This is a genomic window from Rhodococcus sp. 15-649-2-2 (genome assembly GCF_002258645.1).
GTDB lineage: Bacteria > Actinomycetota > Actinomycetes > Mycobacteriales > Mycobacteriaceae > Rhodococcoides.
On sequence record NZ_NPFM01000022.1, the window covers coordinates 43,321 to 56,395 of the forward strand.

Annotated in this window: 18 protein-coding genes; 17 read left to right on the forward strand and 1 reads right to left on the reverse strand. The window is 66.4% G+C overall.

Annotation, left to right across the window (positions count from 1 at the left end; all coding sequences use genetic code 11):
* Positions 1-42: 42 nt before the first annotated feature.
* The 3 genes from CH305_RS14110 to CH305_RS14120 are packed head-to-tail and all read left to right on the forward strand — an operon-like array spanning position 43 to position 2,714.
* Positions 43-1,173 (forward strand): NAD-dependent epimerase/dehydratase family protein, encoded by a 1,131-nt coding sequence (locus tag CH305_RS14110; protein ID WP_170944728.1) that lies wholly within the window; start codon positions 43-45, stop codon positions 1,171-1,173.
* Positions 1,166-2,203 carry a lysophospholipid acyltransferase family protein gene (locus CH305_RS14115; protein WP_094704023.1) on the forward strand — a complete coding sequence of 346 codons (1,038 nt, stop codon included), beginning with the start codon at positions 1,166-1,168 and terminating at the stop codon, positions 2,201-2,203. The genes CH305_RS14110 and CH305_RS14115 overlap by 8 nt, the downstream gene beginning before the upstream one ends.
* 22 nt (positions 2,204-2,225) lie before the next feature.
* Positions 2,226-2,714: a GNAT family N-acetyltransferase gene (locus tag CH305_RS14120; protein WP_037153764.1), complete on the forward strand. Its 489-nt coding sequence runs from the start codon at positions 2,226-2,228 to the stop codon at positions 2,712-2,714.
* An 18-nt stretch (positions 2,715-2,732) separates the two neighbouring features.
* Here CH305_RS14120 and CH305_RS14125 read toward each other — a convergent pair whose 3' ends face one another.
* On the reverse strand, positions 2,733-3,668 hold the full coding sequence (locus CH305_RS14125) for an HAD family phosphatase (protein WP_052058697.1): 936 nt from the start codon (positions 3,666-3,668) through the stop codon (positions 2,733-2,735).
* Between the two features lie 266 nt (positions 3,669-3,934).
* Between CH305_RS14125 and CH305_RS14130 the strand changes: the two genes are divergently transcribed.
* The 14 genes from CH305_RS14130 (at position 3,935) to CH305_RS14185 (ending at position 12,992) form a co-directional block, all read left to right on the forward strand.
* A complete protein-coding gene (locus tag CH305_RS14130) occupies positions 3,935-4,216 on the forward strand; it encodes a glutaredoxin family protein (protein WP_032401864.1) in 282 nt (93 codons plus the stop codon).
* 155 nt (positions 4,217-4,371) lie between these two features.
* On the forward strand, positions 4,372-5,202 hold the full coding sequence (locus tag CH305_RS14135; protein ID WP_032401865.1) for a redox-sensing transcriptional repressor Rex: 831 nt from the start codon (positions 4,372-4,374) through the stop codon (positions 5,200-5,202).
* Complete coding sequence (locus CH305_RS14140; protein ID WP_094704024.1) at positions 5,199-6,611, forward strand: glutamyl-tRNA reductase; 1,413 nt, start codon at positions 5,199-5,201, stop codon at positions 6,609-6,611. Before CH305_RS14135 ends, CH305_RS14140 begins: the two co-directional genes overlap by 4 nt.
* 5 nt (positions 6,612-6,616) lie before the next feature.
* Complete coding sequence (gene hemC / locus CH305_RS14145; RefSeq protein ID WP_094704157.1) at positions 6,617-7,585, forward strand: hydroxymethylbilane synthase; 969 nt, start codon at positions 6,617-6,619, stop codon at positions 7,583-7,585.
* Positions 7,578-7,748: a hypothetical protein gene (locus CH305_RS29045; protein ID WP_155289207.1), complete on the forward strand. Its 171-nt coding sequence runs from the start codon at positions 7,578-7,580 to the stop codon at positions 7,746-7,748. Before hemC ends, CH305_RS29045 begins: the two co-directional genes overlap by 8 nt.
* A complete protein-coding gene (locus CH305_RS14150) occupies positions 7,745-9,307 on the forward strand; it encodes a bifunctional uroporphyrinogen-III C-methyltransferase/uroporphyrinogen-III synthase (protein WP_032401867.1) in 1,563 nt (520 codons plus the stop codon). The genes CH305_RS29045 and CH305_RS14150 overlap by 4 nt, the downstream gene beginning before the upstream one ends.
* An 85-nt stretch (positions 9,308-9,392) precedes the next feature.
* Positions 9,393-10,367, forward strand: a complete 975-nt coding sequence (gene hemB, locus CH305_RS14155; protein ID WP_037153761.1) for a porphobilinogen synthase — start codon at positions 9,393-9,395, stop codon at positions 10,365-10,367.
* Entirely contained in the window at positions 10,364-10,987 is a 624-nt protein-coding gene (locus CH305_RS14160; protein ID WP_052058678.1) for a hypothetical protein, read from the forward strand. The genes hemB and CH305_RS14160 overlap by 4 nt, the downstream gene beginning before the upstream one ends.
* A 97-nt stretch (positions 10,988-11,084) precedes the next feature.
* Entirely contained in the window at positions 11,085-11,246 is a 162-nt protein-coding gene (locus CH305_RS29050) for a hypothetical protein (protein WP_165430230.1), read from the forward strand.
* Positions 11,247-11,316: 70 nt separating this feature from the next.
* Positions 11,317-11,745, forward strand: a complete 429-nt coding sequence (locus tag CH305_RS14165; protein WP_052077425.1) for a hypothetical protein — start codon at positions 11,317-11,319, stop codon at positions 11,743-11,745.
* Position 11,746: 1 nt separating this feature from the next.
* On the forward strand, positions 11,747-12,223 hold the full coding sequence (locus CH305_RS14170; RefSeq protein WP_032401870.1) for a hypothetical protein: 477 nt from the start codon (positions 11,747-11,749) through the stop codon (positions 12,221-12,223).
* Positions 12,220-12,471 carry a hypothetical protein gene (locus CH305_RS14175; protein ID WP_256983749.1) on the forward strand — a complete coding sequence of 84 codons (252 nt, stop codon included), beginning with the start codon at positions 12,220-12,222 and terminating at the stop codon, positions 12,469-12,471. Before CH305_RS14170 ends, CH305_RS14175 begins: the two co-directional genes overlap by 4 nt.
* Before the next feature lie 15 nt (positions 12,472-12,486).
* The gene (locus tag CH305_RS14180; RefSeq protein WP_032380388.1) at positions 12,487-12,768 is read left to right on the forward strand and encodes a metal-sensitive transcriptional regulator; all 282 of its coding nucleotides are present in this window, start codon (positions 12,487-12,489) and stop codon (positions 12,766-12,768) included.
* A 20-nt stretch (positions 12,769-12,788) separates the two neighbouring features.
* Positions 12,789-12,992, forward strand: a complete 204-nt coding sequence (locus CH305_RS14185; protein ID WP_032401872.1) for a heavy-metal-associated domain-containing protein — start codon at positions 12,789-12,791, stop codon at positions 12,990-12,992.
* The last annotated feature ends 83 nt before the right edge of the window (positions 12,993-13,075 follow it).

Sequence of the window (13,075 nt, forward strand, 5' to 3'; positions counted from 1 at the left end):
ATCCAGTAGGCTTTGGACCGGAGCCGATGTTGGGGGTGCGCAGTGAGTCCGAGCGATCGTGGTGTTGCCGCGCCCCGAGTGGTCCTGGTGACCGGAGCGAGTCGTTTTCTCGGCGGATACCTCGTCACCAGACTGGCCCAGAACCCGCAGATCGAACGGGTGATCGCCGTCGACGCGCTGTCGCCGAGCAAGGATCTGCTCCGACGCATGGGCCGCGCCGAGTTCGTCCGTGCCGACATCCGAAACCCGTTGATCGGCAAAGTGATCCGTAATGCCGGCGTGGATACCGTCGTGCATGCCGCCACCGTGGCCAAACCTCCCAAATCCGGCGGCCGCGCCACGATGAAAGACCTCAACGTCATCGGCGCGATGCAGCTGTTCGCGGTGTGCCAGAAATCTCCGACGGTGGAGAAGGTGGTGCTGCGTTCGTCCTCCTCGGTGTACGGCTGCAGCGCGAAGGACCCGGTGAAGTTCACCGAGGAGATGAGCGCCCGACGCCCACCGAGCGGTGCGTACGCGCGGGACACCATCGACATCGAGGGATACGTTCGCGGACTCGGCCGTCGACGACCCGACATCGCCGTGTCGATCCTCCGCATGGCACCGCTGATCGGTCCGCGATTGAACGGCACCATCTCGCGGTACATGACCTCGCCGCTGATCCCGAGCATCATCGGCCGCGATGCCCGTATGCAGTTGTTGCACGAGGAAGACGCCCTCGCCGCGCTCGAGCGCGCCACCATCGGTGGTCCGGCGGGCACGTTCAACATAGGGGCCGACGGCACGATCATGCTGTCGCAGGCGATCCGCCGTGCCGGGCGCGTCCAGGTGCCGGTTCCGTTTCCACTGTTCAAAAGTGTCGGCCGCGCTCTCATGGGCGGCATGATGCGGGAATTCACCACCGAACAACTCGACTACTTCCACTTCGGGTGCGGCCTCGACACCACCCGCATGCGTTCGGTCCTGGGCTTCGAGCCGCGGTGGACTACGGTTCAGGCATTCGACGACTTCGTCCGCGGTGCCGCGCTGCGCCCGGTCATCAGGACCGAGTGGGTGGACGGCATCGAGAATCGACTGCTCTCGGCTGTCGACACCGGAGCATCCACGGCGCGCGCACTGGCATCACTGCGTAGCTCGGAAACAGTGCGAAGTTCGGGAGGGACGGGTGAGTGAAGTGGCCAAAGTGATTCCATTGCACGGTGGCCGCTCGGTCCGCGCGTCGCAGGGTTCGCGCGAACGGCACCCCTCCGCCTACACCGAGCCGCGTGAGCCGACGCCGCTGCTCGACCCTACCCCCGCCGTCGCGCCCCCCTCGGCTGCGATCCCGACTCCGTTGCTCTCGATGATCGACGACACCAAGACCGCCGTCGTGGACCAGATCTCCTCGGTTGCCGAGTTCGTGCGCAGGCGTCTGGCCGGCGATTACAGCGTGGACGAGTTCGGTTACGACCCGCACTTCGCCGACGCCATCTGGCTTCCGTTGCTGCGGCCGCTGTTCGACAAGTGGTTCCGCGTCGAAGTCAAAGGCATCGAGAACATTCCGTCCGACGGCGGTGCCCTCGTCGTCGCCAACCACGCGGGTGTCATCCCGGTCGATGCGCTGATGGCGTCGGTCGCGGTGCGCGACCACCATCCGGCGCACCGTCCACTACGAATGTTGGCCGCCGACATGGCTTTCGAGATGCCCGGCGTCGGCACCATCGCCCGCAAGGCCGGGCACACGCTGGCGTGCAACCCCGATGCCGAGCGCCTGCTGCGCACCGGCGAACTCGCAGCGGTGTTCCCCGAGGGCTTCAAGGGCATCGGCAAGCCGTTCAGTGAGCGCTACAAGCTGCAGCGATTCGGCCGTGGCGGGTTCGTCTCGGCGGCTCTGCGAACGGGTGCACCGATCATCCCGTGCTCCATTGTCGGCTCGGAGGAGATCTACCCGAAGATCGGCGACATCGCGCCACTGGCTCGACTGATGGGCATGCCGTACTTTCCGGTCACGCCGTTCTTCCCGCACTTCGGCCCGCTCGGCCTGATCCCGCTGCCGTCCAAGTGGTACATCGAGTTCGGTAAGCCGATTCCTACCGACTCGTACGACGCCACCGCGTTCGAGGATCCGATGGTGCTCTTCGAGTTGACCGACCACGTCCGCGAAACCATTCAGCACACGCTGTACCGACTGCTGGCCAAGAGACGCAACGTCTTCCTGGGGTGAACGCACGGGTTATCCTGTGCCAGTGCACATTCGCGACACCACCACCGAAGATCTGCCCGAGATTCTCGACATCCACAACGATGCCGTCGCCAACACGACTGCCATCTGGGACGAGGAACAGGTCGACCTCGCCGATCGCACGGCCTGGTTCGACGGTCGCCTCGCCGCGGGATACCCCGTCCTCACCGCCGAGGTCGACGGCCGGGTGGCCGGATACGCGTCGTACGGGCAGTGGCGGGTCAAGAGCGGTTACCGGCACTCGGTGGAGCACTCGGTGTACATCCACCGGGATTTCTATCGCCGTGGCCTGGCCAGTGCGCTGCTGAGCGAGTTGATCGAGCGGGCCAGGGCAGGCGACGTGCACGTGCTGGTGGGGTTCATCGAGTCCGAGAACACCACCTCGATCGCGCTGCACCAGAAATTCGGCTTCGCGACCGTCGGGCAGATGCCGGAGGTGGGCGTCAAGTTCGGCCGATGGCTCGATCTGACCCTGATGCAGCTGACGCTCTGAGCGCCCTGCCCGGGTGGGTCAGCCCTTGCGACGGCCGACCACGGCAGCGAGTCCGCCGCCCACTGCGCCCAAGGCCAACGCTGTCGGGACGCCGATCTTGGCGGCCTTGCGTCCGGTGCGGTAGTCGCGAATTTCCCAGCCCCGGTTCTTGGCCAGCTCACGCAGGTCCGTATCAGGATTGATCGCCACGGCGGTCCCGACGAGCGAGAGCATCGGGACATCGTTGTGGCTGTCCGAGTACGCGGTGCACCGCTTGAGGTTGAGGCCTTCACGCACAGCCAGTGAGCGCACTGCGTGCGCCTTGCCGATGCCGTGCAGGATGTCTCCGACGAGGCGGCCGGTGAACACCCCGTCCTTGCTCTCGGCGACGGTTCCCAGTGCCCCGGTGAGCCCGAGCCGCTTGGCGATGATCTGAGCCAGTTCCAGGGGAGTGGCGGTGACCAGCCACACCTGCTGGCCGGCGTCGAGGTGCATCTGCGCGAGAGCACGAGTACCGGCCCAGATCTTGTCGGCAATGACCTCGTCGTAGATCTCTTCGCCGAGCATGGTCAGTTCGGAGGTGGGGCGGCCCTTGATGAACGAGAGCGCCTTTTCTCGGCCGCTGGCCACGTCCTCGCTGTTCTCCTTGCCGCTGACCCTGAATTTCACTTGCTGCCAAGCGAATTGAGCCAAGTCGCCACTGGTGAAGTATTTGCGAGCAGCCAGCCCGCGAGCGAAATGGATGATCGATGCGCCCTGGACCATGGTGTTGTCCACGTCGAAGAAGGCCGCAGCGGTGAGATCCCGCGGAATCGCGCCCTCGGACTCGATCTGCAACGCGAGCGCGGCGTCGGCGCTGGCCTGGCCGGCCACGTTGGCGCGGACTTCTGCATCGGACGGACCGAAGGGGTTGCGAATCCTGCGAATACGCCGCTTGAACTGTTTGTCCCCGCGCGGATCCTCGGTGTCGACCATGTCGATATCGGGCGTGGCCTCGATCGGCAGGTCGGTTCCCCCGTCACTCACTTCGGTCCTCCTCCCACTCGAGTACTCGATGCAGCCCAGTCGGTCTACCCGCGCAGCACGGTCGGTTACGCAAGCAGCCCACTCGGCTACCCACGCAGCCTAGTCGTGGGTCCGACAGGGCCGACGGGGGACAAGCGAAGCCGGCCGTGAGGGCGGGCCGGCGGGGTGGCTGTCTGTGACGTTCGTCTCCATTGCGGACGTGTCACAGTGGACGGATGCAGACGACTCCCCCCGGCGTGGCTCTTCTCACCCGTGCAGGCTGCCATTCGTGCACCCACGCGCTCGAGGTGTTGAGCGAGGTGTGCCGCGAGTTCGACGTGGCCGTCACGGTCGTCGACGTCGACGAGGCGGCGACGAAATCGCCTGACCTGCGTGCGGAGTACGGGGACCGAGTGCCGGTGGTGCTGCTCGACGGCATCGAGCACAGCTACTGGGAGGTGGACGTGCCCCGATTGCGGGCCGATCTGGCTCGGGCAGGGCACCCTAAGAACGTGTGATTCGTCTCCGTGTGCAGGTGAAGGCCGGTGTGCGCAACTTTGTTCATTCGTTCACAAGCAGTTACCGTGGTGTGAACAGCATTCGTGAAATAGACACGAACGCAGGATCAGCGTGAAGACCGGCATCGACGCCGTTCGGACGAGGAGCCCCAGACGTGACCGAAGAGCGCCCGTCGCCCAGCGGCGTAGAGCGGGTCATCCCTCAGGCTACGGTCACCCGTCTGGCGACCTACCTGCGGGTCCTCTCGATCCTCGCAGACGAGGGCGTTCTCATCGTCTCCAGTGAAGAACTGGCCACCGCAGCAGGTGTCGGATCGGCAAAACTGCGCAAGGATCTCTCCTTTCTCGGCCCCAACGGCGTTCGCGGTGTCGGCTACGACGTCGCACGGCTGCGCGCCAAGATCGAGAGCGCGCTCGGACTCGATCGCGGCCACCGCGTCGTACTGGCGGGAGTCGGCAATCTGGGACAGGCGCTGGCCGGGTACGGCGGATTCGCGCGGCGCGGCTTCACGATGGTCGGCCTCTTCGACCGCGACCCGGCGCGTGTGGGCACCGACGTCGACGGACTGACCGTCCGGCACGTCGACGAGCTCGACAAGGCCTGCCGTGAACTCGAGGCGACCATCGGCGTCATCGCCACCCCCGACGACGCCGTGCACGTCGTCGCCGAAAAGCTCGTAGCAGGCGGCGTCGAGTGCATTCTGAGCTTCTCGCCGATGGTGCTCGACGTTCCCGAACACGTCGAAGTGCGGCGCGTGGACCTGGCGGTGGAGATGCAGGTGCTCTCCTTCAACAGCTCCCGCAACGTGTCCGAACCGGCAGGCGTGACCTCGCCGACCGTCGTCACTGCGCCTCGGCCGCAGCCGGTCTCGCCGCCTCCACTCACGTCCACGGCACGTCTCGGCCGCAGTCACGGCCCACGCATCGCCGGTAATCCAAGCCCAGTCAACAGTTCGACAAGAAACGGATCGGTGATTGCACCGTGAGTGTCCTTCTCGTCGGGATATCGCACCGTAGCGCTCCCGTCGCAGTCCTCGAGCGTGTCGCCATCCCGGACACCGATCGCCCGAAACTGACCGACAAACTGATGGCCAGCGGAAGCATCTCCGAGGTCATGGTGGTGTCCACGTGCAATCGTGTCGAGATCTATGCCGTCGTCGACGCCTTCCACGGCGCACTGACCGCCGTCGGCGAGGTACTCGGTGAACATTCCGGACTCGAGATCGCGGACCTGACCAAGCACGCCTACGTGCGCTACAGCGAGGCCGCCGTCGAGCATCTGTTCGCAGTGGCCAGCGGCCTGGACTCGATGGTCATCGGCGAGCAGCAGATCCTCGGCCAGATCCGGTCGGCGTACGCCGCCTCGAACGGCCAGCAGGCCTCCGGCCGGGTGATGCACGAACTGGCTCAGCAGGCGCTGCGCGTCGGTAAGCGGGTACACAGCGAAACCGGGATCGACGCCGCCGGAGCCTCGGTGGTCTCGGTGGCCCTCGATCGCGCCGCCGAGACGTTCGGCGGTTCCCTCGCCGGTCGCAAGGCCGTCGTCCTCGGAGCCGGAGCCATGGGCGGCCTCGCCGTCGCACACCTCGGCCGCGCCGGAATCGGCGGCCTCACCGTCGTCAACCGCACCCGCGAGCGGGCCGACCACCTGGCCGAGAACGCCGTCTCGAACGGAATCCCGGCAACCTCGGTCGCCCTCGAGAATCTGCCCGCCGCGGTGGCCGAGGCCGACATCCTCATCACCTGTACCGGTGCGGTGGGGGCCGTGGTCTCCATCGCCGATGCTCACCTCGCCCTCGTCGGCCGCGACGCCGAGCACCCCCTGGTGATCTGCGACCTCGGACTGCCCCGCGACGTCGACGCCGCAGTGGCGCAGCTGCCGGGTATCACCGTCTTCGACATGGAGTCGCTTCAGCGCGATCCCGCAGCCGGTGCGGCGGCGAACGACGCGTCGGCGGCTCGCGAGATCGTCTCCAGTGAACTCTCGGGTTACCTTGCGGGACAACGGCTTGCCGAGGTCACCCCCACCGTCACCGCACTGCGTCAGCGCGCTGCCGAAGTGGTCGAGGGGGAGTTGTTGCGCCTCGAGTCGCGGCTGCCCGGGCTCGATTCGCCGCAGCGCGACGAGGTGGCCCGCACCGTGCGCCGTGTCGTCGACAAGTTGCTGCACTCGCCGACGGTGCGCGTCAAGCAGCTCGCCAGCACGCCGGGTGGGGATTCCTACGCCGCTGCGCTGCGGGAGTTGTTCGAGCTGAGCCCCGGTTCGGTCGACGCGGTGGCGACGCCGATGGAGATCGGCGCGCTGGAGCTGGTCGACGACTTCACCGCCAGCCGTACCGATCTGCGCTCGGACTCTCACCCCGGCGGCACCGCCGGTCAGGAGCGATCGGAGTGAACGACATCGTCAAGATCGGTACTCGCGGAAGCCTTCTCGCGACCACTCAGGCCGACACCGTGCGCGTGGCTCTCGCCGCGGCAGGGGTCGAGGCCGAACTGGTGATCGTCAAGACCGCGGGCGATCTGTCTGCTGCACCCGTACAGACGATCGGCGTCGGTGTCTTCACCGCAGCGCTGCGCGAGGCACTCGCCGACGGCACCGTCGACATCGCCGTGCACTCCTACAAGGATCTGCCGACAGCCGCCGACGACCGGTTCGTCATCGCGGCCATCCCGGCCCGTGAGGATCCCCGAGACGCCCTGGTGGCCCGCGACGGGCTGGTACTGGGTGAGCTGCCCGCAGACGCGAAGGTCGGTACCTCGGCACCCCGCCGGATTGCTCAATTGCGCGCTCTCGGACAGGGATTGGATGTCCGGCCACTGCGAGGCAATCTCGACACCAGGATCGGGAAGGTGGCCTCGGGCGAGCTCGACGCCGTCATCGTCGCCCGCGCCGGACTGGCTCGCATCGGCCGACTCGACGTCGTGACCGAAGCACTCGATCCGGTGCAGCTGCTGCCGGCACCCGCCCAAGGTGCACTGGCTGTCGAATGCCGCACCGGCGACACCGATCTCGCGGCGGCCATCGCCAAACTCGACGACGCACACGCGCGTGCCGCGGTGGCAGCCGAACGTGGACTGCTGGCCGAACTCGAAGCCGGCTGCACCGCTCCGGTCGGCGCGATCGCCGAGGTCGTCGAATCCATCGACGAGGACGGCCGCATCTTCGACGAACTGTCGTTGCGTGGCTGCGTGGCCGCGATCGACGGCAGCGACACCATCCGCGCGTCGATCGTCGGATCACCCGACCGCGCCGAGGAGCTGGGCCGAGAATTGGCCCGCGAACTGCTCGATCTCGGTGCCCGCGAACTCGTTTCAGTCACCGAACCAGCGCAGGCCGGTTCTCACGCACAGGGTGGATCTCATGTCTAGGGCCATAACGGCACCCGTCCGCGGACGCGCCAAACGCACGGCGACCCGTCCGGTCGTACGGAGAGAGTCGATCGCCACCGCTCGACTGATTCCGAAACGGGGCACGGCAACCCCGATAGAACTGCAGTACCCACACAAGACAGCACTGGAGAACAACCGATGAGCCCAGTCCGCAAGAACACCAACGGACGGATCCTGTTCGTGGGATCCGGGCCGGGTGACCCGGCTCTGCTCACGGTCCGGGCACGTGAAGTGCTCGGAGCGGCCGAGCTCGCATTCACCGATCCCGATGTCGACAAGGGCGTCACCGCGCTCGTCGGTGCCGATGTCCCTCGGGACGCGGAGACGGGCGAGAACGGTGTCGAGGTTCGTCCGGCGCTCGGCGAGCCCGCCGAGGTCGCCAAAACGCTTCTCGCCGAGGCCAAGAACGGCCACGACGTCGTTCGCCTGGTCTCCGGAGATCCGCTCACCACCGATTCGGTGATCGCCGAGGTCAGCGCCGTCGCTCGGACGCACGTGCCCTTCGAGGTGCTCCCCGGCCTGCCCGCCGGATCCGCGGTGCCCAGCTACGCCGGTATGGCACTGGGCTCGGGCCACACCGAGGCCGACGTCCGCGGTGAGGTCGACTGGGCAGCGCTCGCTGCTGCTCCCGGCCCGCTGGTGCTGCACGCGACGTCGGGTCACCTAGCCGAAACCGCCAGTGCCCTCGTAGAACACGGCCTGGCACCGCAGACGCCCGCGGCCATCACCGTTCGTGGCACCACCCGTCAGCAGCGCACCGTCGAGGCAACACTGGCGACTCTGAACGACGCCGGATCCGAGCTCGTCGGATCGCTCGTCGTCACCGTCGGCAAGGTCGTCTCCGGCCGAAACAAGATGTCCTGGTGGGAGTCTCGCGCACTGTACGGCTGGACCGTGCTGGTGCCGCGTACCAAGGACCAGGCCGGTGAAATGAGCGACCGCCTCGTCACGCACGGGGCCATCCCCATCGAAGTTCCGACCATCGCCGTCGAGCCCCCGCGCAGCCCGGCCCAGATGGAACGGTCCGTCAAGGGCCTGGTCGACGGCCGCTACCAGTGGGTCGTCTTCACCTCCACCAATGCCGTCCGGGCAGTGTGGGAGAAGTTCGAGGAGTTCGGGTTGGACGCCCGCGCGTTCTCCGGCGTCAAGATCGCGTGCGTCGGTGAGGCAACCGCGGCGAAGGTGCGCTCGTTCGGCATCAATCCCGAGCTCGTGCCGTCGGGGGAGCAGAGCTCGCTCGGACTGCTCGAGGACTTCCCGCCGTACGACGAGGTGTTCGACCCGGTCAACCGAGTTCTGTTGCCGCGTGCCGACATCGCGACCGAAACGCTCGCCGAAGGGTTGCGCGAACGCGGCTGGGAGATCGACGACGTCACCGCGTACCGCACTGTTCGGGCAGCGCCGCCCCCCGCCGAGACCCGCGAGATGATCAAGACCGGCGGATTCGACGCAGTGTGCTTCACGTCGAGCTCCACCGTCCGGAACCTGGTCGGCATCGCCGGAAAGCCGCACGCCCGCACACTCGTTGCGTGCATCGGCCCCAAGACCGCGGAGACGGCCGTCGAGTTCGGTCTGCGCGTGGACGTGCAGCCCGAGTCGGCTCAGGTCGGACCGCTGGTCGAGGCGCTCGCCGAGCACGCAGCTCGCCTGCGCGCCGAGGGTGCACTGCCCCCGCCGCGCAAGAAGTCACGTAGGCGCTGACGCGCCTGAAGTCCGCGCCTGTGCGTACTCGCCAGGAGTACGCACAGGCGCGCACGAGCCGGAACGAAGTGAGGCAGGTTCAGCTGTGTTCCCCACCGATCGTCCCCGACGCCTGCGCCGTACCCCGGCGCTGCGTCGGCTGGTAGCCGAAACGTCCTTGGAGCCACGGCATCTGATACTGCCGATGTTCGTGGCCGACGGCATCTCCGAGCCGCGGGAGATCAGCTCGATGCCCGGGGTGTTCCAGCACACGCTGGACTCGCTGAGCGCTGCAGCCGAGGATGCCGTGACGGCAGGCGTCGGTGGCGTCATGCTGTTCGGTGTGCCGAAAACCGAGGACAAGGACGAAACCGGCTCGGGGGCAATCGATCCGAACGGAATCCTGAACCGTGGACTGGCTCGACTCAAGACCGACCTCGGAGATTCGACGGTCATCATGGCCGACACGTGTCTTGACGAGTTCACGTCGCACGGCCACTGCGGGGTGCTGGGGGAGAACGGCTCGATCGACAACGACGCCACCCTGCTGCGCTACGTCGACATGGCCGTCGCGCAGGCGGATGCGGGTGCTCATTTGCTCGGACCCAGCGGAATGATGGACGGACAGGTCGGTGCGATCCGCGCCGGACTGGACGCGGCCGGTCACGTCGAGGTGGGGCAGCTGGCATATTCCGCGAAGTACGCTTCGGCCTTCTACGGACCCTTCCGGGAAGCCGTCGGCTCGTCGCTGCAGGGCGATCGTCGGACGTATCAGCAGGACGCGCGGAACCGCCGAGAGGCCACTCACGAGGTGGAGCTCGATCTTGCCGAGGGTGCCGACATGGTGATGGTCAAGCCGGCCATGTCGTACCTCGACATACTCCGCGATGTGGCCGAGATGTCGCCGGTTCCGGTTGCGGCGTATCAGATCTCGGGGGAATATGCCATGATCACCGCCGCTGCTCAGAACGGGTGGATCGATCGCGATGCGGCGGTGCTGGAATCGCTCGTCGGAATTCGGCGTGCGGGTGCCGATGTCGTACTGACCTACTGGGCAACCGAAGTGGCGGGCTGGCTGTGAACGATTTTCCACCGGGAAACAACCCCGACAGCAACACGCCCAACAATCCACCGTCGCAACCGGATTGGCAGCGCTGGGAGCTTGAGCACGGGTTCCCGCAATCGGCTCCGGAGCTGGAGCCGACTCCACGACCGGCACCGGTCGACGTGGAGACGGCTCGCCATCTGTGGTGGGGAGTGGCGCTGATCGGCGCTCTCTCGGCGCTGTACTCGGTATGGACGTTGTTCGGGGCGCGTGAGGAATTTGCGCAGTCTCTGCTCGACGAACTCGCGGCGCAGGACGCGGCAGCGGACATGACCGTCGAGTCCACGCAGTCGATGGTGACGGTGATGCTGGTCGTCACCATATTCGTCGTGATCGGTTTCGGGGCGCTGTTCCTGTTCTGGGTCAAGCGGATGCGCGCGGGCAAGATGTGGGCCCGGATGCTGCTGACCGTCATCGGATCGTTCATCGTGTTCACCACGATTCTCGATCTGTTCGCCATGGCATCGACGGCGGGGGCGATGAACATCGTGATGGGCGTGATCGGTATCGGCCAGGGTGTACTTGCCGCCGGGGCGATCTACCTGATGCATCGTCGTGAATCCAACGAATACTTCGTCGCGTCCAGACGGCGGTAGTTGCCGGAACTCGGAAGTTTCGGGCGTGTTCTCGGCTGTGATCTCTACTGTGTGACTAGCATCACTCTCGATATCTTTTCGAGTGATCGGATCCGACATGGCAGAGAACACCCCTGCAGTAGCGAGCGTGACCCAGCCGGCAGCCGACCGCGAGCCCTGTCCCCAGGAGAGCGGCCGTCCCGGTTGGGCGCTGCTGGGGTTGCTTCTCGCCGTCTCGGCCGCGATCGCAATCATGGCGCTGGGAATCTCTGCAGGCTGAGCGCGCTGGGCCCGTACGGAATTTCTGCCGCCGGAACCCTTTCCCACCCCTCGGTGGCAGGATGTCTGGCGTGAGCGCAGACACCGACGCATCGATCGTCCGTCCCCGGGTGGTCTCGGCCGCCTACTGGCTGTGGCTGGCCTCGGCTGTGTTGCTGATCGTCGTCTGCATGATCGCCCTGACGCTCCCCGCCGATCAGATTCGTGCCTCGTTCAGCTCGGAAGCACAGGGTAATTCGTTCCTCGCCGTCTTCCGCGGCCTCGGCGTGATCTCCGGAGTGGTCGGATTGGCCGTCGGGCTGATGTCGAGCCACGTCCGCGGCGGTGACCGCAGATTTCGACGCGCTCTGGTAGCGCTGTCGGGAGTTGCCGCTCTGCTGCTGATCTTCGCGGCACTGGTGTTCCCGTTCGTTCCGCTGGTGATCACCATCGGCCTTGTTCTCGCGGCCGTTCTCGTCTACCGACCGTCGGCGCGGGAGTGGTTTCATCGTGAGCAGTGAGATGTCGGCGGGCGAGACCGTGCTGTTCCACGAACCCGGTGGTCGATGGCGCATGTTGGCTTGGGGGCCTGCGTTCTGCCTCGTGGTACTCGCCGTCGAGCTCGCGTCCGGTCCGGTGATCCACTGGTTCGCACTCGTGCTGTTCTCGCTGATCCTCGTCGGTCTCACCTACGTTCAGCTGCGCGCCGCTCGCATGCACGTCAGCGTCGAACTCACCACCCGAGCGCTGCGTCAGGGCACGGAGACGGTGGACGTCGCCGATATCGAAGACATCTTTCCTCCGGCCGAGTACGCCGACGACGAGTACGAGCCCAAGAGGTGGGAGACAGCGCGAGTGCTCGGGGAGCTTTCGGGTGTGCCGCGGAAGCGCCACGGCATCGGGCTACGGCTGGTGGGCGGCGGGCTGGTTCAGGCCTGGGCCAAGGACGACGACGGGTTGCGTGCGGCCCTCGAAACGGCCAAACGGGAGTACCTGTGAGGAAGTCCGTCGGCTCGGTGGAGATCGTGGTTGCGCTGCTGGCGGGGATCGGAGCCGTGGCGTGCTGGAACATGGGTGTGCGGACCACCGAGTTCCCCGCGGTTCCCGACGTGTCTCCGGCATATCAGGGGACGTTCTACTCGGGGTCCTGGATCGCGCTGGCCGCCCTCGCCGTCATCGTCGCGGGGTTGCTGATCGTCGATGGTGTGCGCCGAGTCCGGACGGAGGAGCCACCCCCTACCCGGTAGGGGTATAGTGAACCTATGAGCAGCTACAGCGCCGAGCAGGACGACCTGCTGAAGCGATTGCGTCGTATAGAGGGTCAAGTGGCCGGGATATCCCGCATGGTCGCCGACGACCGATACTGCATCGACGTTCTCACCCAGGTCTCTGCCGTAACCAAAGCGCTGCAGTCGGTCTCGTTGAAGCTGCTCGATGCCCATCTCGCCGGCTGCGTCGTGGAGGCCGCGAGGCAGGGCGGGCCGGAAGCAGACGCGAAAGTGAAAGAAGCGTCCGAGGCCATCGCGCGCCTCGTGCGCTCCTGACGACAGAAGGGGAGTCGACGATGCAGACGACATATTCGGTCGAGGGCATGACGTGCGCACACTGTGCCGCGTCGGTGAAGGAAGAAGTCTCCGAGATCGCGGGGGTCACCGGTGTCGATGTCGACGTGGATTCCGGTGCGGTCGTGGTGAGCAGCGATTCGACGCTCGATACCGCGACCGTGGACGCCGCGGTCGTCGAAGCCGGGTATCGACTGGTGTCCTGAACACGACTGCGCTCCGTCGGTGGTTCGGAAGTCGCGAAAACGGTGATACCGGAAAAATGGGACTCATCGAAAATCGTCAGGAG